The 23,796-nt window shown below is 70.1% G+C and carries 21 protein-coding genes; 9 read left to right on the plus strand and 12 right to left on the minus strand.

The genetic code is table 11. The features are described 5' to 3' along the window. From AIIKEEIJ_RS26860 to AIIKEEIJ_RS26905, 10 genes are all read right to left on the minus strand, one after another. Positions 1-1,627, minus strand: a 1,627-nt coding sequence (locus AIIKEEIJ_RS26860) for a sodium:solute symporter family transporter (RefSeq protein ID WP_161996918.1), incomplete at its 3' end; no start/stop codon positions are given. Further along, positions 1,624-1,986 carry a DUF485 domain-containing protein gene (locus tag AIIKEEIJ_RS26865; RefSeq protein WP_006930250.1) on the minus strand — a complete coding sequence of 121 codons (363 nt, stop codon included), beginning with the start codon at positions 1,984-1,986 and terminating at the stop codon, positions 1,624-1,626. The genes AIIKEEIJ_RS26860 and AIIKEEIJ_RS26865, both read right to left, overlap by 4 nt. A gap of 160 nt (positions 1,987-2,146) precedes the next feature. Next, positions 2,147-3,958, minus strand: a complete 1,812-nt coding sequence (locus tag AIIKEEIJ_RS26870) for a sodium/solute symporter (protein WP_006930241.1) — start codon at positions 3,956-3,958, stop codon at positions 2,147-2,149. Positions 3,959-3,965: 7 nt separating this feature from the next. Beyond that, positions 3,966-4,271 (minus strand): hypothetical protein, encoded by a 306-nt coding sequence (locus AIIKEEIJ_RS26875; protein ID WP_202917667.1) that lies wholly within the window; start codon positions 4,269-4,271, stop codon positions 3,966-3,968. A gap of 182 nt (positions 4,272-4,453) precedes the next feature. Further along, positions 4,454-5,242 (minus strand): response regulator, encoded by a 789-nt coding sequence (locus AIIKEEIJ_RS26880; RefSeq protein WP_161996919.1) that lies wholly within the window; start codon positions 5,240-5,242, stop codon positions 4,454-4,456. Positions 5,243-5,330: 88 nt separating this feature from the next. Then, on the minus strand, positions 5,331-6,548 hold the full coding sequence (locus AIIKEEIJ_RS26885; RefSeq protein WP_006946362.1) for a sensor histidine kinase: 1,218 nt from the start codon (positions 6,546-6,548) through the stop codon (positions 5,331-5,333). Then, complete coding sequence (locus AIIKEEIJ_RS26890; RefSeq protein ID WP_006946363.1) at positions 6,545-6,937, minus strand: MmcQ/YjbR family DNA-binding protein; 393 nt, start codon at positions 6,935-6,937, stop codon at positions 6,545-6,547. Before AIIKEEIJ_RS26890 ends, AIIKEEIJ_RS26885 begins: the two co-directional genes overlap by 4 nt. Positions 6,938-7,034: 97 nt before the next feature. Continuing rightward, positions 7,035-7,238: a YbdD/YjiX family protein gene (locus AIIKEEIJ_RS26895; RefSeq protein ID WP_044476511.1), complete on the minus strand. Its 204-nt coding sequence runs from the start codon at positions 7,236-7,238 to the stop codon at positions 7,035-7,037. After that, positions 7,231-9,558, minus strand: a complete 2,328-nt coding sequence (locus AIIKEEIJ_RS26900) for a carbon starvation CstA family protein (protein WP_006946367.1) — start codon at positions 9,556-9,558, stop codon at positions 7,231-7,233. Before AIIKEEIJ_RS26900 ends, AIIKEEIJ_RS26895 begins: the two co-directional genes overlap by 8 nt. Positions 9,559-9,626: 68 nt before the next feature. Continuing rightward, a complete protein-coding gene (locus AIIKEEIJ_RS26905) occupies positions 9,627-11,264 on the minus strand; it encodes a Na+/H+ antiporter (RefSeq protein WP_050034731.1) in 1,638 nt (545 codons plus the stop codon). Positions 11,265-11,496: 232 nt separating this feature from the next. Here AIIKEEIJ_RS26905 and AIIKEEIJ_RS26910 point away from each other — a divergent pair, with 232 nt between their 5' ends. Both AIIKEEIJ_RS26910 and AIIKEEIJ_RS26915 read left to right on the plus strand, forming a co-directional pair. Then, the gene (locus AIIKEEIJ_RS26910; protein WP_006946371.1) at positions 11,497-12,648 is read left to right on the plus strand and encodes an acyl-CoA dehydrogenase family protein; all 1,152 of its coding nucleotides are present in this window, start codon (positions 11,497-11,499) and stop codon (positions 12,646-12,648) included. 354 nt (positions 12,649-13,002) lie between these two features. Further along, complete coding sequence (locus AIIKEEIJ_RS26915; protein ID WP_161996920.1) at positions 13,003-14,367, plus strand: MFS transporter; 1,365 nt, start codon at positions 13,003-13,005, stop codon at positions 14,365-14,367. Between the two features lie 76 nt (positions 14,368-14,443). On the opposite strand, the gene AIIKEEIJ_RS26920 is transcribed toward AIIKEEIJ_RS26915, so the two are convergent. Beyond that, positions 14,444-15,292 carry a 3-hydroxyacyl-CoA dehydrogenase family protein gene (locus AIIKEEIJ_RS26920; protein WP_050034728.1) on the minus strand — a complete coding sequence of 283 codons (849 nt, stop codon included), beginning with the start codon at positions 15,290-15,292 and terminating at the stop codon, positions 14,444-14,446. Between the two features lie 99 nt (positions 15,293-15,391). Further along, positions 15,392-16,570 carry a thiolase family protein gene (locus tag AIIKEEIJ_RS26925; RefSeq protein WP_029541919.1) on the minus strand — a complete coding sequence of 393 codons (1,179 nt, stop codon included), beginning with the start codon at positions 16,568-16,570 and terminating at the stop codon, positions 15,392-15,394. Positions 16,571-16,717: 147 nt separating this feature from the next. Here AIIKEEIJ_RS26925 and AIIKEEIJ_RS26930 point away from each other — a divergent pair, with 147 nt between their 5' ends. Genes AIIKEEIJ_RS26930 through AIIKEEIJ_RS26960 form a run of 7 tightly spaced genes read left to right on the plus strand, consistent with a single transcriptional unit; the run spans position 16,718 to position 23,778 of the window. Next, complete coding sequence (locus tag AIIKEEIJ_RS26930) at positions 16,718-17,512, plus strand: enoyl-CoA hydratase-related protein (RefSeq protein WP_006941059.1); 795 nt, start codon at positions 16,718-16,720, stop codon at positions 17,510-17,512. 36 nt (positions 17,513-17,548) lie between these two features. Next, a complete protein-coding gene (locus tag AIIKEEIJ_RS26935; RefSeq protein ID WP_006941061.1) occupies positions 17,549-18,280 on the plus strand; it encodes an SDR family NAD(P)-dependent oxidoreductase in 732 nt (243 codons plus the stop codon). 29 nt (positions 18,281-18,309) lie between these two features. Beyond that, positions 18,310-19,980 carry an AMP-binding protein gene (locus AIIKEEIJ_RS26940; RefSeq protein ID WP_161996921.1) on the plus strand — a complete coding sequence of 557 codons (1,671 nt, stop codon included), beginning with the start codon at positions 18,310-18,312 and terminating at the stop codon, positions 19,978-19,980. After that, positions 19,977-21,167: an acyl-CoA dehydrogenase family protein gene (locus AIIKEEIJ_RS26945; RefSeq protein WP_161996922.1), complete on the plus strand. Its 1,191-nt coding sequence runs from the start codon at positions 19,977-19,979 to the stop codon at positions 21,165-21,167. The genes AIIKEEIJ_RS26940 and AIIKEEIJ_RS26945 overlap by 4 nt, the downstream gene beginning before the upstream one ends. A gap of 13 nt (positions 21,168-21,180) precedes the next feature. Continuing rightward, on the plus strand, positions 21,181-22,329 hold the full coding sequence (locus tag AIIKEEIJ_RS26950; protein ID WP_161996923.1) for an acyl-CoA dehydrogenase family protein: 1,149 nt from the start codon (positions 21,181-21,183) through the stop codon (positions 22,327-22,329). Positions 22,330-22,360: 31 nt separating this feature from the next. After that, a complete protein-coding gene (locus tag AIIKEEIJ_RS26955) occupies positions 22,361-23,023 on the plus strand; it encodes a TetR family transcriptional regulator (RefSeq protein ID WP_161996924.1) in 663 nt (220 codons plus the stop codon). A 2-nt stretch (positions 23,024-23,025) separates the two neighbouring features. Then, positions 23,026-23,778 carry an enoyl-CoA hydratase/isomerase family protein gene (locus tag AIIKEEIJ_RS26960; RefSeq protein WP_006941078.1) on the plus strand — a complete coding sequence of 251 codons (753 nt, stop codon included), beginning with the start codon at positions 23,026-23,028 and terminating at the stop codon, positions 23,776-23,778. Positions 23,779-23,796: the final 18 nt, after the last annotated feature.

Genomic DNA, 23,796 nt, shown 5'->3' on the forward strand with positions numbered 1-23,796 from the left:
CGACAGCCTTTTCGACACCGACACCGGTGAGGGAGCGGACCTCCATCTCGGCCTGCTTGGCCGGGTCCTCCAGCTTGCGCCGGCCGATGTAGGTACCGACGATGCCGAGGACGAAGGCCAACGGGATCGACACGATGCCGGGGTTGGCGAGCGGGAAGAGGGCGAAGTCCGCGTTCGGGAACATCGAGGACGGCTTGCCGGACACCGCCGGGGAGAAGGCGATGAGCAGCAGGCAGCTGACCAGGCCGCCGTAGATGCTGAACAGGGCGCCGGTGGTGTTGAACTTCTTCCAGAACAGCGAGTACAGCAGCGTCGGCAGGTTGGCGGACGCGGCGACTGCGAAGGCCAGGGCCACCAGGAAGGCGATGTTCTGGCCCATCGCGAGGATGCCCAGCACGATCGAGACCACGCCGATCACTACGACGGTGATGCGGGAGACCCGCACCTGATCCTCCTCGGAGGCGTTGCCGCGCTTGATCACGCTGGCGTAGATGTCGTGGGCGAAGGACGCGGACGCGGTGATCGCGAGGCCGGCGACGACCGCGAGGATCGTGGCGAACGCGACGGCGGAGATGATGCCGAGGAAGATGGTGCCGCCGAGTTCGAAGGCGAGCAGCGGCGCGGCCGAGTTCTCCTTGCCGGGGGCGCCGAGGATGACGTCCGGTCCGACCATCTTGGCGGCACCGTAGCCGAGCACCAGTGTGAACAGGTAGAACCCGCCGATCAGGGCGATGGCCCAGGTCACCGAGCGCCGGGCCTCCTTGGCGGTGGGCACGGTGTAGAAGCGCATCAGCACGTGCGGCAGGCCGGCGGTGCCGAGCACCAGGGCGATGCCGAGCGAGACGAAGTCGAGCCGGGTCATGTCGCTGATGCCGTACTTGGCGCCGGGGGCGAGCACGTCGCGGCCGGCGACGGCCTCGTTGGTGGAGCTGTTCACCATGGCCTGCGCGTCGGCCAGCAGCTGCGAGAAGTTGCCGCGGACCGCGAGCAGCACGAGCACGAACATGATGCCGGCACCGGCGACGAGCAGCACGGCCTTGACCATCTGCACGTAGGTGGTGCCCTTCATGCCGCCGATGAGCACGTACACGATCATCAGGACGCCGACCACGGCGACGACGATGCCCTGGCCGAGCTTGCCGTCGATGTTGAGCAGCAGCGCGACGAGGCCACCCGCACCGGCCATCTGGGCGAGCAGGTAGAACAGCGACACCGCGAGGGTGGACAGCGCGGCGGCCATACGCACCGGACGCTGCTTGAGCCGGAAGCTCAGGACATCGGCCATGGTGAACCGGCCGGTGTTGCGCAGCAGTTCGGCGACGAGCAGCAGGGCGACGAGCCAGGCGACGAGGAAGCCGATGGAGTACAGGAATCCGTCGTAGCCGTAGACGGCGATGGCGCCGGCGATGCCGAGGAACGACGCGGCCGACAGGTAGTCGCCGGCGATCGCGAAGCCGTTCTGCGGGCCGGAGAACTGCCCGCCGCCGGTGTAGAAGTCCGAGGCCTTCTTGGTGGAGCGGCTGGCCCGGATGACCAGGCTCATCGTCACGACGACGAATGCGACGAAAATCGCGATGTTGAACAAGGGGTTGCCGACGTCGGTGGCACCCTGGGCCAGAACTGTCACTGGGCCGGTCCTTCCAGCTCTTCACGGATCGCGGCGGACCGCGGATCCAGGTCACGGTTGGCGAACCGCACGTAGAGCGCGGTGATGACGAAGGTCGATACGAACTGCGCGAGTCCGAGGATCAGGCCGAGGTTGATGTTGCCGAGCACCTTGGTCGCCATGAAGTCGGCGGCGTAGGTGGCCAGCAGGACGTACACGAAGTACCAGGTGAGGAAGAGCCCCGTCATCGGGAAGACGAACCGCCGGAGCCGGCGGCGCAAGTCCTGGAACTCCGGACTCGCCTGCATGTCGACGAAGTCCTGCGCATCGGGCGTGCGGCGCTCGAGCGCCCCGCCCTTGCCGAGGTGAGCTGTGGTCACTGCCGACTCCTTGGTCGTGGCTTCAGGGATCGCCCCTGTGAGACGTACTACCAGTAGACCGTAATGAGACGAGAGTCACACGAGAAGATGGTGGCACCGGTCACACGCCGAGCTGTCGACCGGTGCGGCGAACGGTCCCCCGGGCGCGACGAGTGGCGGCTCAGTGGCCTCGCGGCCGGGGCGACTTTCCGGGTCCGCGCCGGTCCGCGGGGTCGCCGGTGTCCTCGAACGCCCCGAGCTCCCGGTCCCGGCCCATCCCCAGCCGCTCGGGCACGTGCATGCGGGAGAAGACGCGACCGATGTCCGCCGGGACGCGGGATCGGGTGGCGAGGCTGACGACGACCATGGTGACGAACGCGAGTGGCACGCTCACGGCGGCCGGGTAGCCGATGACGGCGGCGAGCCAGCCTCCGCCCGTCCCGGGGTCGATGCGCACCAGCACGACCACCAGGGCCGCGCCGCCGGCCACCACCGCGCCGACCACCATGCCCGCGGCCGCCCCGGCCGCGGTGAGCCCGCGCCACCAGATGCCGAGCATCAGCAGCGGACACAGCGTGGAGGCGGCCACCGCGAACACCAGACCCACCGCCCGCGACAGGTCCAGCGACGTCACCGCCAGCGACAGGCCGAGCGGCACCAGGCCGGCGAGGACGGCCGCGATCCGGAAGTCCCGCACCCGCCCCCGCAGCACGTCGGTGGACAGCACGCCGGCGACGCTGACCAGCAACCCCGAGGACGTGGACAGGAACGCCGCGATCGCGCCGGCGGCGACGAGCGCGGCGAGCAGCTGGCCGCCCCAGCCGGACAGGACCGACCCCGGCAGCAGCAGCACGGCCGCGTCGGAGCGGCCGGTGATGAGCAGTTGCGGCACGTACAGGCGCGCGAACACCCCGAGCAGCGTCGGGAACAGATAGAACACGCCGAGCAGGGCGATCACCGCGAGCGACGTCATGCGGGCCGCACGCCCGTCGGGGTTGGTGTAGAAGCGCACCAGCACGTGCGGCAGCCCCATGGTGCCGAGGAAGGTGGCGAGGATCAGCGAATACACCTGGAACATCGGGTGCGCGCCGCCGATCCCGCCGCCGGGCGCGGCCCAGTCGTCGTTGGTGGCGGGTGCCCCGGCCACCACCGGCACGGCTGCGCCGGGCTCGAGCACCAGCGCTGTGCCGGCGGCCACCTCGTGCTCGCCGGGCGCGAGCAGCACGGTGCCGTCCACGGTCCGTCCGTCGACCCGTCCGGTGGCGGCGACCTCGAGGGGCTCGCCGACCTGGACGACGACGTCGGTGGTGACGTCGACGGTGGTGCGCTCGGTGACCGTCGGCGGCGCCGGCTGCCCGACGGCGCGGTCGTCGTCGAGGAAGTGGACGGCGAGCACGAGGGCCGGCACCGCGACGGCGGTGAGCTTGAGCCAGTACTGGAACGCCTGGACGAAGGTGATCGAGCGCATGCCGCCACCGACGACGTTGCCGACGACGATCAAGCCGACCGCGACGACGCCGACCCAGTCGGGGACGCCGAGCAGGATGTTCAGGGTCAGTCCCGCGCCCTGGAACTGGGGGACGAGGTAGAGCACGCAGACGACGGCGACGATCACCATCGCCAGGGTGCGCAGCCATCGCGCGCCGAGCCGGAACTCCGCGAAGTCGGGCACCGTATAGGCGCCGGACCGGCGCAGCGGCGCGGCGACGAACAGCAGCAGGCCCAGGTAGCCCGCCGTGAAGCCCACCGGATACCACAGGGCGTCGGCACCGTACTTGGCGATCAGCCCGGCCACTCCGAGAAACGAGGCGGCGGAGAGGTATTCACCGGATATGGCGGCGGCGTTCCAGCGGGGGCCGACGCTGCGGGAGGCGATGAGGAAGTCGGAGGTGGTGCGGGCCAGCCGGACTCCGTAGATGCCGATCGCGACGGTGGCGGCGGCTGCGGCGACGAGCCCGATGACGGTGACGACGGGGATCGAACCGGTATCCATGAGCCGCTCAGTCGTCGACCAGGTCGGTGAAGTCCTGCTCGTTGCGTTCGGCCAGGCGGACGTAGAGCCCGCCGATGCCGAGCAGCAGCGGGTATCCGACGAATCCGAGCAGCAGCCACGGCAACCGGATGCCGAGCACCGTCAGGTCCGTCAGGCGCGGCACGAAGTGGAACAGCAGCGGCAGGGCACACAGCAGGCACACCGCCACGAGCGAGAGCCGCGCGGCGAGGCCGAGCTGGGCTCGGACCAGGCCGCGCACCATGGCCTCCCCGACCTCGGTCTGTTCCTGGACCTCTACGCGGGTGCGCACCATGCGGGCGCCGCGGCGCTGGGCGAGCACCACCCGTTCGCGCGGCGGCGAGCCGCCCGAACCACGCGGCGGCGGGCCGCCCGAACCACGCGGCGGCGGGCCGCCCGAACCACGCGGCGGCGGGCCGCCCGAACCACGCGGCGGCGGGCCGCCCGAACCATGCGGCGGCGGGTTGCCGGACGGACTCATCTGGTCGTCCAGGTCTGCATCGGTCCGCGGATCAGGCGGTCCTTGAGCTCGCGGGTGTGGCGACGGCTCACCGGCAGTTCGACGGGCGGCTTGCCCTCCTCGGCCCGCAGGCACACGACGAGGCCGGAGCCGACGCTGCGAATGCCGGTCACCAGGGGCAGCAACACGAGGTAGGAGCGGTGCACCCGCAGGAACCCGGCGTCTGCCCAGCGGCTCTCGAGGGTGGAGATGGGGATGCGCACCAGGTGGGAGCCGGTGCCGGTGTGCAGGCGTGCGTAGTCGCCGTCGGCCTCGACCCACTGCACCGACGACCGCGGCACCAGTGTGGTCACGCCGCCGAGTTCGACGGGGATCACCTCGTCCGCCGCGGCCGCGCCCGCGGCGGCGGATTCGGTTTCGCGGGTGCGGCGGCGCTCGGCGATGCGGCGCACCGCCTCGGCGAGACGTTCCTCGCGCAGGGGTTTGAGCAGGTAGTCGACCGCGCCGAGGTCGAAGGCCGCCACCGCACGGTCGTCGTGCGCGGTCACGAACACAACGGCGGGCGGGTTCGCGAAGTTGCGCAGGATGCCGGCGAGCTCCAGGCCGTCGAGGCCGGGCATGTTGATGTCGAGGAACACCGCATCGATCCCGCCGTCGCGCAGCAGCCGCAGGGCGGTGGTCGCCTCGCCCGCGGTGTGGACATGGCCGATCTCCTCGCGTCGCCGCAGCAGGTACGCGAGCTCGTCGAGGGCCGGCGGTTCGTCGTCGACGGCCAGCACGGTGAGGGTGTCGGTGGTGTCGTTCACAGCCGGTCCATCGTGCCATGCCGGACCGTCCGCGCGGAGCGGACCGGTCCACTCGCGCGGAGCGGGGCCGGGTGGCGGAAGGGTCGCGTCATGCCCGTATCCCGGGCCGGAACTTCGGCACCCGCATGCTGACCTTCGTTCCGGCCCCCGGCGCCGTCTCGACGACGAGGCCGTAGTCGTTGCCGAACGCTGCGCGCAGGCGATCGTCGACGTTGGCCAGTCCCACGTGCGCCGCCTCCTTGGCGCTGGTGCGCCCCTGTCCCTCGGCGACGGCGTCGAGATCGCCGGAGCGCAGGAGTTCGGGGTCCATGCCGACGCCGTCGTCCTCGACGCTGATGACGCAGTCGGTGCCCTCGTCCGCGGCGACGATGCTGATGGTGCCGGTGCGGGTGCTCTTGCCCGCGATGCCGTGCCGCACGGCGTTCTCGACGAGGGGCTGCAGGGCGAGGAACGGCAGCACCACGTTGAGCACCTCCGGCGCGACCTGCAGCCGCACCTCGAGGGCGTTGCCGAACCGGGCCCGCTCGAGCGTGAGATACCGGTCGATGTTGCGCAGTTCGTCGGCGAGCAGCGTGTACTCCCCGGCCGCGCGGAACGAGTACCGGGTGAAGTCGGCGAATTCGAGGAGCAGTTCGCGGGCGCGTTCGGGGTCGGTGCGCACGAACGACGCGACGGTGCCCAGGGCGTTGTAGATGAAGTGCGGGCTGATCTGAGCGCGCAGCGCCAGCACCTCGGCGCGGTCGAGGCGGGCGCGGGAGGCGTCGAGTTCGGCGAGTTCGATCTGGCTGCAGGCGTAGCGGGCGACCTCGGTGAGCACGCCGAGCAGAGCCGGGCCGGGCTCGGTGGTGGTCACGACGCCGAGCGCACCGACGACCCCGACGTTGTCGATGACGAGCGGCTGCACGATCACGGCGCGCGCGGCCTGCTCGTCGGGACCGCGCTGGAGGTCGCCGTGCCCGACGAGGACGCGCCGGTCGTCGGCGATCGCGCGCTTCGCGGCGGTGAGCAACTGGGCGGACAGCCCTTCGAAGGGGCCGCTCCACGCCAGGCGGGTGCCGTCCGCGTCGACGAGCGCGACGGACGACGTGCCGGTGAGCGAGCGCAGGTGCGGGGCGGCCTCCTGCGCGGACGTCGCGTCGAGGCCCCGGCGCAGCGGCCGCGCGGCCAGCGACGCGGTGTGCAGGGTGGCGTGCACGGCACGTTCGGCCGGTGTGGTCAGGCCGCGCCGGGTGCGCAGCCACAGCACGGTGACGCCGGCGACGACGAGCAACGCGACGGCCAGGAGTGCGGCGAGGGTTGCGCTCACCGCGGGTCCGGTCCCGGCTCGGCGTCGAGCCGCGCGACGAGGGTCTTCGGCGCGACGGTGCGGTACGCGTCCTCGACGATGTCCGCGACGTCGTCCCAGAAGGCGTCGCCGGTGGCGCCGGGGCCGTCGAGGCGGACCCCGATCCAGCCACGGGTGCCGACGTACGGCGGCCGGAAGAAGCGATCCGGGTCCCGCTCGATCCAATCCTGTTGTGCGCCCGCGGGTGCGGCCGCCCAGAACGCGACACGGTCGTCGTGGTGGTGGTCGGCGAAGGTGGCGAACTGCGGGGAGCGGCGGACGAACCAGGCCGGTTCGCCGTGGCTGACGCGTTCGGTGACGTCCGGAAGCGCGGTGCACAGGGCACGCAGGCGGTCGAGCGGACTCATCATGGGTTCACGCTAGGCCACCGCAGCGACGCCGTTGCGGGGTACACGGTGGCCGGGTGCACGCGGATCGGCGCGGCGCCGGCCGGTGCCCGCACAGGCCTCAGCAGCAACGTGCCCCCGGGTTCGCGTCCGCGGCGGCGTAACGGGTGCGCCAGTACTCGCGTTCGGTGGGGATCTCGGCTCCGGGGTGCAGCCGTTCCAGGTGGGCGACGTAACGCGCGTAGTCGTGGTCGCCCATCAGCGCTCCGATCCACCAGCGCACCGTTCGTCCCCGCGCGGCGAGCGCGGCGAGCACCCTACTCATGGTGCGCTCCGGTCGGCTCCGAGCGGGGGCCGCGAGCGGGACGGATGTGCGCGGCGCCCGGGGCGCGCACGCGTCCGGACGCGATGAGCACGTCCCACTGGTGCTGTATTCGTTTCTCGGCGGCCGTGGGTACGAACCCGGCCGGGGCGAAGATCTTCGACGGAACGTCGGGAGCCTCGGTGGTGGGCAGCCCTCCGGCCCGGAACGCCTTGACGCACACGATGGCTCCCGCGACGGCGACGATCAGCACGAGACTCGCGAACACGATCGACAGTGTGCCCTGGATGAAGGTGTTGCGGATCACCGCGTCGATCGCGGCGGGGCTCGTCGCGGACCGGAAACTGGTCTCCCCGGCGTCCTTGGCGGCCTGGAAGTCGAAGTGCTGGGTCCAGTACCCGATCGCGGGATCCCCCGAGAAGATCTTCTGCCACGAGGCGGTCATCGTCACGATCAGGTCCCACACGAGCGGAACGCCCGGGATCCATGCCCATTTGAACAGGCCCTTCTTCATCACCACGGTGAGCACGACCGTCAGGGCGATCGCGGCGAGCAGCTGGTTGGCGATGCCGAACAGCGGGAAGAGGGTGTTGATGCCCCCGAGTGGATCGGTGACGCCCATCAGCAGGATCGCACCCCACGCGGCCACGACCAGCAGCGAGCACAGCCACGCGCCCGGACGCCACGACGGGTCCTTGAACCGGCGGGCCGGTCCCCCGAAGTTGCCGAGCGAATCCGAGAGCATGAAGCGGGCGACGCGGGTGCCGGCGTCGACGGTCGTGAGGATGAACAGGGCCTCGAACATGATCGCGAAGTGGTACCAGAACGACTTCAGCGCGTCGCCACCGAACAGGTCGCTCAGCACGCTGGACATCCCGAACGCGAGGGTCGGGGCGCCGCCGGTGCGCGAGATGATCGAGTCCTCCCCGACGTCGGCGGCGGCCTGGGAGATGGCCTCCGGGGTGATATCCGGGGCACCCAGTCCGAGGCCGTTGACGTAGTCCGCCGCAGTGGCGGGAGTGCCTCCGGTCACGCCGGCCGGGGCGTTGAGCACGAAGTACAGATGCTGATCGATCACGCAGGCGGTGATCAGCGCCATGATCGCCACGAAGGATTCGGTGAGCATGCCCCCGTACCCGATCAGCCGGGTCTGCTTCTCCTTCTCGAGCAGCTTCGGGGTCGTGCCTGAGGAGATGAGCGCGTGGAAGCCGGACAGTGCGCCGCAGGCGATGGTGATGAACAGGAACGGGAACAGCGATCCGGCGAAGGCCGGGCCGTTGCCCTCGAGAGCGAAGGAGGTGACGTCCGGCATCTGCAGGGTCGGGCGGACGATGAGAATACCCACGGCGAGCAGCGCGATCGTCCCGACCTTCATGAACGTGGACAGGTAGTCTCGCGGCGCCAGCAGCAGCCACACCGGTAGCACCGAGGCGGCGAATCCGTACGCGATCATCAGCCACGTGATGGTGACCTTGGACAGGGTGAACCACTCGGCTCCCCAGTCCGTTTCGGCCACCCAGCCGCCGGCGACGATGGCCAGCAGGAGCAGTGCGACGCCGATGAGCGAGACCTCCGAGACCCGGCCCGGCCGCAGGTAACGCAGGTACACCCCCATGAAGAGGGCGATGGGGATGGTCATCGCGATGGAGAACAGACCCCATGGGCTCTCGGCGAGCGCATTGACCACGACCAGAGCGAGAACCGCGATGAGGATGATCATGATGACGAAGACCGCGACCATGGCGGCGATTCCGCCGACGACGCCCAGTTCCTCCCGCGCCATCTGACCGAGGCTGCGCCCGCGGCGCCGCGACGAGATCGACAGCACCAGGAAATCCTGCACCGCACCGGCGAACACGACGCCGAGGATGATCCACAGGGTGCCCGGCAGGTACCCCATCTGCGCGGCGAGCACCGGACCGACGAGAGGACCGGCGCCGGCGATCGCGGCGAAGTGGTGTCCGAACAGCACCCGCCGGTCCGTCGGGATGTAGTCCTTTCCGTTCTCGAGGATCTCCGCCGTGGTGGCCCGGTCGTCGCGCGGTTGGACGATCTTGCTCTCGACCAGCCTGGCGTAGAAGCGGTAGGCGATCAGATACGTGCACACCGCGGCGATCACGAACCAGACCGCGTTGACGTTCTCCCCGCGGACCACCGCGATCATCGTCCAGGCGACACCACCGAGCAGCGCCAGCACGACGAACACGACGCGGGCCGACGAAGGCATCGGGGAACGGTCGACGATGCCGACCGGCGGGAGGTCGGGATCCGTGCGCAGGTATTCGATCCGGGGCGGGGACTCGGGAACCGATTCGACGGCCATAAGGAATCCTAGAATCGTCTGCTCCCGCCCCGGCGGGAAAACGCGGATGTCGGCAGTCCGGGGCCCGGTCAGTACCGGGTGCGCCGGTTGAGCCGTTCCTCCGCGGCCGCCTCCTCGACGTCGAGTCCCTCGAGCACCGTGCGGAGCGTCTCGTCGTCGAGGTCGCCGTTGTCGCGTGCCGCGATCAGGGCCTGCCGCTGGGCGCGCAGCACGGAGCGCCGGAGCTTCTCGAACAGGGTGCCCGAGTCGGGCACGGCCGGTTCGTGCTCACCGGCCTCCTCGGCCTGCTGCGCTTCGAGGCGGGCCTTCATGGACCGGTTCACCCGGGCGAGGATGCGTTGCAGCGCCTCGGCGTCGACGCCGTCGGGCGGGTTCTTCGCGAGCAGCGCGAGGTGCTGTTCGGCGGCAGTGCCGGAGATGGTCCGCGCACGTTCCATCTGCTCCTGGGCATACAGCCGTTCGTAGGGATCGGCGACGTTCAGCACCCGGATGAGGGCCGGCATCGTCGCCCCCTGGATCAGCAGGGTGCCGACCGCGACCACGAAGGCGATCACCTGGATCGTCTCGCGACCGGGGAACGGCTCGCCGGAGGCCAGGACGAGCGGCACGCCCCCGGCGGCCGCGAGGGTCACCACACCGCGCATCCCGGCCCACGAGATCACCAGGTACTCACGGCCGGTGAACTGGTCGCGCCCCAGCCGGTCGAGCCCGACCTCCCGCGTGAGGCGGCGACGCGCCCAGTGCAGCAGCACCCACAGCGGCCGCACCGCGATCACCACACCGAGCACCGCGAACGCGTAGAGGAACGCGCGGTGCACGTCGAGACCGCTCTCGCGGACCTCGTCGATCACGAACTTCAGCTGCAGTCCCATGTAGGCGAAGACGAACATCTCGAGCAGCACGTCGAGGCTCTCCCACACCGCCCGTTCCTGGATGCGCGTCGCCACGGACGCGTCGGTGGCCCGGTGCCCCATGTACAGGCCGGCTGCGACCACGGCCAGCACACCGGACGCCTCGATCTCCTCGGCGGCCAGGTAGGCGGTGAACGGGAGCACCAGTCCCAGCACCGTTTCCAGCGGCGAGTCGTACATGCGGCCGCGCACCCGGTGCACCACGACGGCGAGCAGCAATCCGATCGTCACGCCGCCGGCCACCTCGTACCCGAAGAACACCACGGGCGAGTCCACCAGCACCCGGGTGCCGGCGACGGCGGAGACCGCGACGGTGAACAGGGTCAGCGCGGTCGCGTCGTTGACCAGACCCTCACCGGTGAGGACCGCGATGACGCGTTTGGGCAGTCCGAGTCGCTGTCCGACGGCGACGGCGCTGACCGCGTCGGTCGGCGCGACCACGGCCCCGAGCACAAGTGCGGCGCCGAGGGTCAGATCCGGCACCAGCGCCGAGGCGGAGAACGCGACGGCGAAGGCCGTGACCAGGACGGTGAAGATGCCCAGCCGCAGGATCGGCGCGAGGTGCCGGCGGAAGGTCGCCACGGAGAAGCGCAGCGCCGCCGAGTACAGCAGCGGCGGCAGCACCACCCCGAGGATGATGTCCGGATGCAGCTCGAGCCGCGGCATGCCGGGCAGGAACGAGGCGATCGAGCCGATGGTGACGAGGACCAGCGGGGCCTGGAGGTTTCCGCGGTTCGCGAGTCCGGTGACTGCGACGGCGGCGATGACGACGAGGAGGATCCAGGTCCCGTTCACCCGTCGATTGTGACCCGGACGGGCGGTGGGCGCCGCCGCACGATCCGAGTGCCCGGTGTCCGAGCCCACCGGGCACCGATACTCGCGTGCCCTGCACCGCACCCTTGACACCCCCCGAGAAACGAACGTATATTCACCTCAAGTGAATGAGCATTCATTTTGCTCGTGTGCTTTTCGAAATCCGACGCACCCCGCCCCGAAGGCCCCGGTGGTGCCCCAGCAAGGAGTCGACATGGATCTGGCGTTGACGGAGGAGCAGCAGAGTTTCCGGCAACTCGCACGCGAGTTCCTCGACAAGGAGGTGGTCCCGCACCGGGCCGCATGGGACCGCGCCGAATCGGTGGACATCTCGATCGTGCCCAAGCTCGCCGAGATCGGGTTCTTCGGGCTGACCATCCCCGAGGAGTACGGCGGCCTCGGCGGCGACTACATCACCTACTGCCTCGGCATGGAGGAACTCGGCCGCGCCGACTCCGCTGTGCGCGGCATCGTGTCCGTCTCGATGGGCTTGGTGGGCAAGGTGATTCTGTCCCACGGCACCGAGGAGCAGAAGCACGAGTGGCTGCCACGCATCGCTTCGGGTGAGGCGCTCGCATGCTTCGGTCTCACCGAACCCGACAACGGCTCCGACCCCGGACACCTGAAGACCCGCGCGGTGCGCGACGGCGACCACTACATCATCAACGGGTCGAAGATCTTCATCACCAACGGAACCTGGGCGAACCTGTGCCTGGTCTTCGCCCGCACCGGCGGTCCCGGCCCGAAGGGCGTGTCCGCCTTCCTCGTTCCCACCGACACCCCGGGCTTCGAAGCCCGGGAGATCCACGGCAAGCTCGGCCTGCGCGGCCAGGCCACCGCCGAGCTGTACTTCACCGACATGAAGGTGCCCGCGAGCGCGCTGCTCGGCGAGGAGGGCCAAGGCTTCTCGATCGCCATGCACTCGCTGGACAAGGGCCGGGTCTCGGTCGGCGCCGGCTGCGTCGGCATCATCCAGGGCTGCCTCGAGGCCGCCGTCGACTACGCGACGAACCGCAAGCAGTTCGACCGGCCCATCGCCTCGTACCAGCTGATCCAGGACCTGATCGCGGACATGTCCGTCGACGCCGACGCCGGCCGCCTGCTGACCTGGCGGGCAGCCGACCTCATCGAGCGCGGAGAACCGTTCGGCACCGCCGCATCCAAGGCGAAGTACTTCTGCAGCGAGGCTGCGGTGCGAGCCGCCAACAACGCGATCCAGCTCTTCGGCGGGTACGGCTACGTCGACGAGTACCCCGTCGCCAAGTACATGCGCGACGCCCGCGTGATGACCCTGTACGAGGGCACCAGCCAGATCCAGAAGCTGCTCATCGGCCGCGCCGAGACCGGCATCAGCGCCTTCCTGTAGACCGTCCAGGACGGCGGGCCCGGGATCGCCGGTGGAGCGGGGGTATCGCCGGCGGAGCCGGGGGTCGTCGCCACACCGGCGGGTAGTCAGGCGGTAGTAGATCACGCACAACGCTCGGCTGGGGTCTCCCAGTCGAGCGTTGTGCGTGATCGGCCGTAGAGGCCCCGGCCGGGCACCCCGGGCAGGGCCTCGACGCGCACCCTTGACAGAGTGACGCGCGCCACACTACCGTTCTGGTCGAACACAATGAATGAGCATTCATCCACTACGAATTTTTGTTCACTCATCGTTGTCGCTCCGACGGGGCCGACCCGCCCCGGCGAAAACTCGCCCCCTGACACACACGGAGTTCTCATGCCCCCTGTCTCGGCCGACTGGACCAGTACGCAGCATCGACGCTCGGTGACGTGGATCGTCGCCCTCGCGACGGCAGCGCTCGTCTTCGACGGATACGACCTGGTCGTGTACGGAACCATCCTCCCGATCCTCATGAAGGATCCGACCCAGCTCGGTGCCGTCTCTGCCGAACAGGCCGGGGTGCTCGGCTCGTACGCCCTGATCGGGGTCCTGATCGGCGCCCTGCTCGCCGGCGCCTTCGGCGACCGGGTCGGCCGCCGAAAGCTGACACTGATCAGCATCACGTGGTTCTCGGTGGGCATGGCTGCCGCGGCGATGACCCACTCCGTGACGATGTTCGGCGCCATGCGACTGCTCACCGGCATCGGCGTGGGTGGACTCATCGCCACCACCGGCGCGGTGGTCGCCGAGTTCGCGCCGCCCAGCAAGAAGAACATGTACAACGCGATCGTCTACTGCGGCGTCCCTCTCGGCGGTGTCATGGCGTCGCTGCTCGCCCTGCTGCTGCGTGACGCCATCGGCTGGCGCGGCCTGTTCTGGATCGGAGCGCTGCCCCTCGTGATCCTGCTGCCGCTCGTGCTGCTGAGGCTTCCCGAGTCGCCCCGCTGGCTCGTCGCCCGTGGCCGGATCGACGAGGCCCACGCGATCACCGCACGCACCGGCATCCCTTCTCCGACAGCCGAAGAACTCGTCGTCGAGCGGGCGGGCGCCCAGAAGGTCGGATTCGCCGCGCTGGCCACCCGCCGGTACGCGCTCGGCACCGCACTGCTCGGCCTGATGAGCTTCGGCGGCATCATGCTCACGTACGGGCTCAACACCTGGTTGCCGAAGATCATGGAGAACGCCGGATTCGACGCGAAGAACTCGCTGGCATTCCTGTTGGTGCTCAACGGCGGCGCGATCGCCGGCGTTGTGCTCGCCTCCCGGGCGGCGGATCGCACCGGCCCGCAGCGGGTCATCGTCGGCACGTTCCTGCTCGCGGTGCTGTCGCTCATCGTGCTCACCCTCGACCTGCCGCTGGCGGTGCTGCTCGGCGCGGTCGCGGCGGCCGGTATCGGCGGGATCGGCACCCAGATCCTCATCTACGGCTTCGTCGCCAACTACTACTCGACCACGGCACGCGCCGCCGGCGTCGCGTGGTGCGCCGGATTCGGCCGTCTCGGCGGGATCTTCGGGCCGCTCGTCGGTGGGCTGATCCTCGGCGCCGGACTGAGCAGCAACATCGCCTTCTACATCTTCGCGGGCATTGCGCTGCTCGGCGCGGGCTTCACCGTGCTGGTGCCCACCCGTCACGAGACTCTCGCGACAAGCCCGAGCGGGACGCACCGGGCGGCCGAGCCCGCCATGGTGACCGTCGACTGACCGCACCCGGAACGGGGGCGGGTCCGTGGTTACGGACCCGCCCCCGTTCGTGCGTGGACGTCGGATCCTTGCTCGCTCAGCTCCAGTCGTAGAAGCCGCGGCCGGACTTGCGGCCGAGCTCGCCGCGGGCCACCTTGTCGCGCAGCAACTGCGGCGGCGCGAACCGCTCCCCCAGGGTGCCGTGCAGGTACTCCGCGACGGCCAGCCGGATGTCCAGGCCCACGAGATCCGTCGAGCGCAGCGGGCCCATCGGATGCTTGTACCCCAATTCCATTGCCCGGTCGATCGACTCGGCGTCGGCCACGCCCTCCTCGAGCATTCGGATCGCCTCCAGGCCGAGCAGCACGCCGAGGCGGCTGGTGGCGAAGCCCGGCGAATCGCGCACCACCACGGGCGTCTTGCCGAGCAGCTCTACCCAACCCGCGACGTCGCGCACCAGCGCGTCGGAGGTCGTCTCGGCGCGCACGATCTCCACCAGCTCCGACGCGGGCACCGGGTTGAAGAAGTGCATGCCCAGGAACCGGGACGGGTTCCTCAGGGCGGCGCCCAGCTCCGTCGGCGACAGCGAGCTGGTGTTGGTGGCGATCACCGCGTCGTCGGGCACGACGCGCTCGGCGTCGGCGAGCACGCGCCTCTTCAGGCCGGGATCCTCGGGCACCGCCTCGACGAGCAGCCGGGTGTCGCCGGGCAGCTCGGCCACCGACGCGACGAACGCGACCCGGCCGGCCACCACGTCGAGCGGATCGACGAGCTTGCCGCGCTCGGCCGCGCGGGAGAGGCTGTCCGTCAGCCGCTTTCGCGCAGCATCCAGGTCGCCGGTCTCGGACACGGTCACGGTCGCGCCGAGCGCGGCGAAGGCATGGGCGATGCCGACGCCCATGCGGCCTCCGCCGATCACGGCAACACGGTCGGGAAGTCCTGTCATCTGCTGGTCCTCTTCTCCAGGAATCGGGTCATGCGTTTCTACCTGTCCACCGCCCCGTACCGCACCGCCCGGGCGGGATCGTCGAGATGATGTGGTCGCTCACAGCGCCTCCACCGCCAGCGACACGCCCTGGCCGACACCGACGCACAGGGTGGCCAGGCCCCGCGCCGCGCCCTCGCGTTCCATGCGGCCGAGCAGGGTGACGAGGATGCGCGCCCCGGACGAGCCGAGCGGGTGACCGAGCGCGATGGCGCCGCCGTCCGCGTTGACGAGGTCCTCGTCCAGGCCGAGTTCGCGGATGACGCCGAGCGACTGGGCGGCGAAGGCCTCGTTGAGCTCGATCGCGCCGATGCCGTCGAGGGTCCAGCCGGTGCGGTCGAGCAACTTGCGGGTGGCGGGGACCGGGCCGAGGCCCATGATGTGCGGGGCGAGCGCCGCCGAGGCGCTGCCGACGATCCGGGCGCGCGGCGTCAGCCCGTGCCGGCGCACCGCGTCGGCGCCGGCGAGCACCAACGCGGACGCGCCGTCGGACAGCGACGACGACGAGCCGGCGGTGACGATGCCGCCGGCCCGGAACACGGGCTTCAGGCGGGCGAGTTTCTCCTCGTCGGTCCCGCGCCGCGGGCCCTCGTCCACGTCGACGACGCCGTCGCGCACCGGCACCGGGACGATCTCCTTCTCGAACCGGCCGGCGTCGATGGCGGCGAGGGCGCGCCGGTGGCTGCGGACCGCGAACGCGTCGCTCGCCTCCCGGGTGATGCCGTGCAGGGCCGCGACCTCCTCGGCCGTCTCGCCCATCGACAGGGTGGTCGTGTCGTCGAAGCGCGGGTTGGTGAACCGCCAGCCGATGGCGGTGTCGAAGACGGCGCCGGGCTTGGCCCAGGGCGTGCCGGGCTTGCTCATCACCCACGGCGCCCGGGTCATCGACTCGACCCCGCCGGCGACGACGACGTCGGCCTCCCCGGACCGGATGGCCTGGGCCCCGGAGGCGACAGCGGTGAGCCCGCTCGCGCACAGGCGGTTGACGGTGTACCCGGGGACGGTCTGCGGCAGGCCGGCGAGCAGCACCGCCATGCGGGCGACGTTGCGGTTGTCCTCGCCGGCCTGGTTGGTGGCGCCGAGGATCACCTCGTCGATCGCGTCGGCCGGGACGCCGCTGCGTGCGACGGCCTCGCCGACGACGAGTGCGGCCAGGTCGTCGGGCCGCACCGGGGCGAGCGCGCCGCCGTAGCGGCCCTGCGGTGTGCGGACTCCGTCGACGACGTAGACGTCGATCATCCGTAGATCTCCCTTCCGAAACCGGGGGCCGTGTGACCCTTGACACCCTCCGGTAGTGAATGTACGTTCATAGTTAGTGAAGCACAATTCATCACTCATGAACAGAACTTCAATTCCTGACCCGACCTGCGCTGACGAGGAGTCATCATGACCGTGTTCGAGGACATCACCTACGAGATCGACGGCCCCGCGGCGATCATCACGATCGACCGCCCGCACCGCTACAACGCGTTCCGCGGCAAGACCGTCGAGGAGCTCATCAAGGCGTTCCGCGCCGCGTGGGCCGACAGCCGGGTCTCGGCGATCATCCTCACCGGCGCCGGCGAGAAGGCGTTCTGCACCGGCGGCGACGTCAAGCAGCGCGCCGAGACCGGCGACTACGGCCCCACCGAGAGCGGCATGTTCGAGATCGGCTACCTGCACAAGCTGATTCGCGACATCCCGAAGCCGGTCATCGCCGCGGTCAACGGAGTCGCCGTCGGCGGCGGACACGTGCTGCACGTGCTGTGCGACCTCACGATCGCCTCGGAGAACGCCAAGTTCGGCCAGGCCGGCCCGAAGGTCGGATCGTTCGACGCCGGTTTCGGCTCGGCCTTCCTCGCCCGCGTGGTCGGCGAGAAGCGCGCCCGCGAGATCTGGTACCTGTGCCGCCAGTACGACGCCGCCACCGCCGAGCGCTGGGGCCTGGTCAACTGGGTCGTGCCGCAGGACAAGCTGCTCGACGAGGCCAAGGCGATCGCCGCCGAGATCGCCGAGAAGAGCCCCACCGCCATCAAGTTCCTCAAGCAGTCGTTCAACGCGGACACCGACCACCAGGCCGGCCTGAGCAACCTCGCGATGTCGGCGCTCGACCTGTTCGGCAAGTCCGACGAGGGCCTCGAGGGCGCCAACGCGTTCGCCGAGAAGCGGCCCGCCGACTTCGCCAAGTTCGTCAAGGCCTGATCCCTCCCCATTTCGGATTCCCCGAGAGGACCCCTCATGAGCAACATCGCACTGGTCACCGGCGCCGGCTCCGGCATCGGCAAGGCCATCGCACTGGCCTTCGCCGCACAGGGCGACCGCGTGGTCGCCGCCGACCTCGACCTCGCCGCCGCCGAGGCCACCGCCAAGGAGTACCCCGAGCTGATCACCGCCCTGCCGGTGGACATCGCCGACCGGGCCCAGGTCGACGAGCTGCGCGAGCGCACCCACGCCGAGGTCGGCGTGCCGAACGTGCTCGTCAACGCCGCCGGCTGGGACCGCACCGATCAGTTCCTCAACGCCACACCCGAATTCGCGCAGAAGGTCGTGGCGATCAACTACCTCGGCCCGGTGCACGTGTGCAGCGCCTTCCTGCCCGGCATCATCGAAGCCGGCAACGGCGGCCGCGTGATCAACCTCGCCTCCGACGCCGGCCGCGTCGGCAGCTCCGGCGAGTCGATCTACGCCGGGGCGAAGGGCGGCGTCATCGCGCTGACCAAGTCCCTCGCCCGCGAGATGGCGCGGCACGGCATCAACGTCAACTGCGTGTGCCCCGGCCCCACCGACACCCCGCTGTTCCAGGCACAGGACGAGAAGCTCAAGGCCGCACTGATCAAGGCCATCCCGTTCCGCCGGCTCGCCCGGCCCGACGAAGTCGCCGCCCCCGTGCTGTTCTTCGCGTCGGAGGCCGCGTCGTTCGTCACCGGTCAGGTGATCAGCGTCAGCGGCGGCCTCACGATGGCCGGCTGACCGCGGACACGCGAGGGAGGACGGACACCATGACCGCGTCGTACAACGCCCGGGCCTACCGGGAGTACTTCGAGAACGACTTCACGTACCTCAACGGATTCCGGCGCAACACCAAGCGTTACGCACACCAGGTCGCCCTGAGCGACCCCGGCACCGGGCGGCAGTGGACCTACGCGCAGCTCGGGGAGCGCGTCGACCGGATCGCGACGGGCCTGGCGGACGCGGGGGTGCAGACCGGGGACGTCGTCGCCTACCAGCTGTTCAACGGCGTCGAATTCGCCGAGCTCTACCTCGCCACGCAGGCCGTCGGGGCGGTCGGCTCGCCGGTGAACTTCCGCCTGGCGGCCGGCGAGACGGCGTTCGTCCTCGACAAGTGCACCCCTGCGGTATTCGTCTACGACACCGAACTCACCGATATGGTGCAGGAGGCGTTGCGGCTCGCAGCGCACACCCCGAGGGTGATCGTGGCCGTCGGCGACGGCGACACCGTCGAAGTCGACGGCGTCACGGTGATGCGGTACCGGCACCTGGCCGCCGACCGCATCGCGCTACCGCCGCTCCATCGCACGGTGTGGGACGAGACCACCCGTCTCTACACCTCCGGCACGACGGGCATGCCGAAGGGCGTGCCGCTCAACAGCATGATCGAGATCTTCAGCGCCCACGACGTGATCATGCACTTCCCGCTCGGCCCCGACGACAAGACGCTCAACATGACCCCGTGGTTCCACCGCGGCGGCCTGCACGCGGGCGGGCCCAACCCGACGTTCTACATCGGCGGTGAAGTGGTGCCGCTGCGGTCGTTCGACGCCGACCGGGTCCTCGACCTCGTCGCCGCGTACGGACTGACCTTCCTCATCGGCGCACCGACCAATCTCGCCATGCTCGCCGCCGCCCAGGAGGCGCGCCCGCGCGACCTGTCCAGCCTGCGTGGCATCGTCACGATGGGCGCGCCGCTCGAGAAGGAGGCGGCGCTGCGCTACCAGAAGGTGCTCAACCCCCGGATCTTCAACGGCTACGGCACCACCGAGGCCTTCTGGAACACCTTCCTGCGGCCGGCCGACCTGCCCGACCGCGCCGGTAGCGCCGGCCGCGCCTGCACCGACGACGAGGTCCGCGTCGTCCACGTCTATCCCGACCGGCTCGCCGACCCCGACGACGTCGTCGCCCACGACGGCCACGACGTCGGTGAGGTCATCGTCCGCTCCCCCAAGTGCGCCAACGCCTACTTCGACACCCCCGACCAGGAGAGGGCCAAGTTCCACCAGGGTTGGCTGCACATCGGCGACCTCGCCACCTGGGACGCCGACGAGTTCGTCACCATCGTCGGACGCAAGGACGACATGCTCATCTCCGGCGGCGAGAACGTCCACCCGGTGCAGGTGGAAGAGGCACTCAACGCCCATGCGCAGGTGCAGGACTCGCTCGTCGTCGGCGTCCCGGACGAGAAGTGGGGACGCATCGTCGTCGCCTACATCGTCGCCGAGGATCCCTCGCTGACGGTCGATCACCTCGACGCCCACTGCCGCTCCCACCCGATGCTCTCGTCGTTCAAGCGGCCGCGCGCCTACCGGTTCGTCGAGACCCTGCCCGTCTCCCCCACCGGCAAGAAGCTGCATTACAAGGCCACCGAAGCCGCCGCGGCCGAGTTCGCCGCCGGCCTCTTCTCCGCTCCCTCCGACTCGAGGATGACCCGATGAGCACCGCCACCACCCTCCCCAAGTTCGACGCCCTCGACCCGCTCGCCATCGACTCGCTCTACTCCGACGACGAGCTCGCCGTCCGCGACACCGTTCGCAAGTTCTGCGCCGAGCACGTCACTCCGCACATTGCGGAGTGGTTCGAGGCCGGCGACCTGCCCGGCGTGCGCGACCTCGCCCGCGAATTCGGCAAGCTCGGCCTCCTCGGTATGCACCTCGAGGGCTACGGGTGCGGTGGCTCGTCCGCCGTGCACTACGGCCTCGCCTGCCTCGAGTTGGAAGCCGCCGACTCCGGCATCCGCTCCCTGGTCTCGGTGCAGGGCTCGCTCGCGATGTTCTCGATCTGGAACAACGGTTCCGAGGAGCAGAAGCGGCGCTGGCTGCCGGGCATGGCGGCGGGCGAGATCATCGGCTGCTTCGGCCTGACCGAACCCGACGTCGGCTCCGACCCGGGGGCGATGAAGACCCGCGCCCGCCGGGACGGGTCCGACTGGGTTCTCGACGGTCGCAAGATGTGGATCACCAACGGCTCCATCGCCGACGTCGCCGTGGTCTGGGCGAACACCGACGAGGGCGTCCGTGGCTTCGTCGTGCCCACCGACACACCCGGTTTCAGCGCCCACACCATCAAGCACAAGCTGTCGCTGCGCGCCTCGGTCACCGGCGAACTCGTCCTGGACAACGTGCGCCTGCCCGCCGACGCGCTGCTGCCCGAGGCCAAGGGCGTCAAGGCGCCGCTGCAGAGCCTGTCCGAGGCGCGGTACGGCATCATCTGGGGCGCGATGGGCGCCGCGCGCTCGGCGTGGGAGGCCGCCCGCGACTACTCGATGCAGCGCACCCAGTTCGGCCGCCCCATCGGCGGATTCCAGCTCACCCAGGCCAAGCTCGCCGACATGGCCGTCGAACTGCACAAGGGCCAGTTGCTGTCGCTGCACCTCGGCCGGCTCAAGGACAGCGTCGGGCTGCGGCCCGAGCAGGTGAGCTTCGGCAAGCTCAACAACACCCGCGAGGCCATCGAGATCTGCCGCACCGCGCGAACCATTCTCGGCGGCAACGGCATCTCCCTCGAGTACCCCGTCATCCGGCACATGGTCAACCTCGAGTCCGTGCTCACCTACGAGGGCACCCCCGAGATGCACCAGCTGGTGCTCGGCCAGGCCTTCACCGGCGAAAACGCCTTCCGCTGACAGGAATCCCACCATGAACGCACGATTGATCCACGACTCCGAGCACCTGCAGTTCCGCGAGGTCGTCCGTGACTTCGTCCGGGACAAGATCACCCCGGTGCACGAGGACTGGGAACGGGCGAGCTGCCTCGACCGGTCCCTGTTCACCGAGGCCGGCAAGCTGGGCCTGCTCGGCTTCCCGGTCCCGGAGGAGTACGGCGGTCCCGGCGTCGACGACTTCCGCTACAACGCCATCCTGATCGAGGAGGTCAACCGGGCGGGCAACGCGGCCGCCGGGATCGCGTTCTCGCTGCAGAACGACGTCGTGCTGCCGTACCTGACCGACATGACCACCGACGAGCAGAAGGCGCGCTGGCTGCCCGGCGCCGTCACCGGCGAGACCGTCCTCGGCATCGCGATGACCGAACCCGGCACCGGCAGCGACCTGACCGGCATCCGCACCTCGGCGGTGCGCGACGGCGACCACTACGTGGTCAACGGCGCCAAGACGTTCATCTCCAACGGGCAGAACGGCGACCTGTTCGTCGTCGCCACCCGCACCTCCGACGACCCGCACAAGGGCCTGACCCTGCTCGTCGTCGAGGCCGACACCGCCGGCTTCTCCCGCGGGCGCAATCTGGAGAAGATCGGCCTGCACGCGCAGGACACCAGCGAGCTGGCCTTCACGGACATGCGGGTCCCGGTCGCGAACCGGCTCGGCGAGGAGGGACAGGGCTTCTACCAGCTCGTGCACAACCTGCCGCAGGAACGGTTGTCGCTCGCGATCGGCGCGGTCGCCGCGGCGGAGGGCGTGTTCGCCGAGACCCTCACCTACGTCAGGGAGCGCAAGGCCTTCGGCAAGCCGGTCTCGAGCTTCCAGAACACCCAGTTCGTGATGGCCGAACTGGCCACCGAGCTGGATCTGGCCCGCACGTTCCTCGACGACTGCATCGCCGAGCACGTTGCCGGCGAGCTCACCGCCGCCCGCGCGGCGCGGCTGAAGTGGTGGGCCACCGAACTGCAGGTGCGGGTCGCGGACCGGTGCCTGCAGTTGCACGGCGGCTACGGGTACATGCGCGAGTACGCGGTGGCACGCGCGTTCGTCGACGCCCGCATCCAGACCATCTACGGCGGCACCACCGAGATCATGAAGACGATCGTCGCCAAGGATCTCGGGATCTGAGCGGACGTCCCGAGCGACGAGGAGGACGCCCATGTCGGCCGATCCGAGCGAGCTGCCGATCGACGAGGCCGTGCGCGTGGTCCGTGCGAACTCCCGGCGCAGGCAGATCCTGATCGCTGCCGCGAAGGTGATGCAGCGCACAGGGTTCCATCAGATGTCCATGCAGGCGCTGGCCGACGAGGCGAACGTCAGCGTGGGCCTGCTCTACAAGTACTTCGGCAACAAGGAGGAGATCCTCCTCGCCACCATCACCGCCATCCTGGACGCGTTCCGGGATCAGCTCGAGCCCGCGATGGCGGCGGCCGGCACGGACCCCGTGGAGCGCCTGGCCGCGGGGATCGGCCGGTTCGTCGAGATCGTCGACGAGAACCTCGACGCCGTGGCCCTGACCTACCGCGAGAGCCGCACGCTCGACCCGGCCGGGCGGGAGATGCTCAAGCGGCTCGAGATCGCCACCTCCGCCCCGCTGCGTGCGGTGCTGACCGACGGCATCGACGCCGGCATCATGAACCCGGTCGACGTCGACCTGATGGTCTTCGACCTGGTGCTGCTCGCCCACGGCTGGGCGCTCAAGCACTGGCATTTCGGCCGGCTCTACAGCCTCGACGACTACATCCGGCTGCAGACCCGGTTCGTGCTCAACACCGTTCTGCCACAAGAACACCGAACCCGCTACCGACACCTGCTGGAGTAACCGTGAGCGTCGTCACCACACGCGAAGACCGCGTCGGGATCATCACCCTCGACCGTCCCCCCGCCAACGCCTTCGACGAGGCGCAGGCGGAGGCCCTGGCCGAGGCGGTCACGACGCTGGGCGAGGACCCCGCCGTACGGGCCGTCCTGATCCGCAGTGCCCGGCGGATCTTCTGCGGAGGCGCGGACATCGCGATGATGGAGTCCTGGAGCACGCAGCCCGATCGGGGTGCACGCCTGCGCCGCTTCACCGCACGGCTCCAGGACGTGTTCGCCCGCATCGAGGCGCTGCCGAAGCCCTCGGTGGCCGCCCTCGCCGGTGCCGCCACGGGAGGCGGCCTCGAGCTGGCCCTCGCGTGCGACTTCCGCGTCGCGGGCGCCTCGGTGAAGCTCGGGCTTCCCGAGGTGGGAATCGGGCTCCTCCCCGGCGCGGGGGGCACGCAACGGCTCACCCGGCTGGCCGGTCCGTCGGTGGCGCACCGGCTCGTTCTCGGCGCCGAACTGGTCACCGGCCGTGCGGCCGAACGGCTCGGAATCGTGCAGTGGGCCACCGACGCCGACGTCGAGACCGAGGCCCGAGCCTTGGCCGATCGACTCGCGCAGCTGCCGCCGGCCGCCTACGCGGCCGCCAAACGCTGCATCGTCGCAGCTCGGGGCGATGAGGGGTTCGCCCGAGAGCTCGACGAGATCAGCCGGTTGATCGAGACGCCGGACACCGTCCGCTTGCTGGAAGGATTCGTCGCGCGCGCCCGGTAGCCCGGCGTGCGGGCCGTC

The sequence above is a fragment of the Rhodococcus sp. YH1 genome, from assembly GCF_009939605.1.
Taxonomy (GTDB): Bacteria; Actinomycetota; Actinomycetes; order Mycobacteriales; family Mycobacteriaceae; genus Rhodococcus; species Rhodococcus aetherivorans.

Excerpts from the sequence above, each read along its gene's own strand:
- AIIKEEIJ_RS26870 (WP_006930241.1), bottom strand. The coding sequence starts at position 3,958 with ATGGATACCGGTTCGATCCCCGTCGTCACCGTCATCGGGCTCGTCGCC.
- AIIKEEIJ_RS26875 (WP_202917667.1), bottom strand. The coding sequence starts at position 4,271 with ATGGTGCGCACCCGCGTAGAGGTCCAGGAACAGACCGAGGTCGGGGAG.
- AIIKEEIJ_RS26890 (WP_006946363.1), bottom strand. The coding sequence starts at position 6,937 with ATGATGAGTCCGCTCGACCGCCTGCGTGCCCTGTGCACCGCGCTTCCG.
- AIIKEEIJ_RS26895 (WP_044476511.1), bottom strand. The coding sequence starts at position 7,238 with ATGAGTAGGGTGCTCGCCGCGCTCGCCGCGCGGGGACGAACGGTGCGC.
- AIIKEEIJ_RS26900 (WP_006946367.1), bottom strand. The coding sequence starts at position 9,558 with ATGGCCGTCGAATCGGTTCCCGAGTCCCCGCCCCGGATCGAATACCTG.
- AIIKEEIJ_RS26910 (WP_006946371.1), top strand. The coding sequence starts at position 11,497 with ATGGATCTGGCGTTGACGGAGGAGCAGCAGAGTTTCCGGCAACTCGCA.
- AIIKEEIJ_RS26915 (WP_161996920.1), top strand. The coding sequence starts at position 13,003 with ATGCCCCCTGTCTCGGCCGACTGGACCAGTACGCAGCATCGACGCTCG.
- AIIKEEIJ_RS26920 (WP_050034728.1), bottom strand. The coding sequence starts at position 15,292 with ATGACAGGACTTCCCGACCGTGTTGCCGTGATCGGCGGAGGCCGCATG.
- AIIKEEIJ_RS26925 (WP_029541919.1), bottom strand. The coding sequence starts at position 16,570 with ATGATCGACGTCTACGTCGTCGACGGAGTCCGCACACCGCAGGGCCGC.
- AIIKEEIJ_RS26930 (WP_006941059.1), top strand. The coding sequence starts at position 16,718 with ATGACCGTGTTCGAGGACATCACCTACGAGATCGACGGCCCCGCGGCG.
- AIIKEEIJ_RS26935 (WP_006941061.1), top strand. The coding sequence starts at position 17,549 with ATGAGCAACATCGCACTGGTCACCGGCGCCGGCTCCGGCATCGGCAAG.
- AIIKEEIJ_RS26940 (WP_161996921.1), top strand. The coding sequence starts at position 18,310 with ATGACCGCGTCGTACAACGCCCGGGCCTACCGGGAGTACTTCGAGAAC.
- AIIKEEIJ_RS26945 (WP_161996922.1), top strand. The coding sequence starts at position 19,977 with ATGAGCACCGCCACCACCCTCCCCAAGTTCGACGCCCTCGACCCGCTC.
- AIIKEEIJ_RS26950 (WP_161996923.1), top strand. The coding sequence starts at position 21,181 with ATGAACGCACGATTGATCCACGACTCCGAGCACCTGCAGTTCCGCGAG.
- AIIKEEIJ_RS26955 (WP_161996924.1), top strand. The coding sequence starts at position 22,361 with ATGTCGGCCGATCCGAGCGAGCTGCCGATCGACGAGGCCGTGCGCGTG.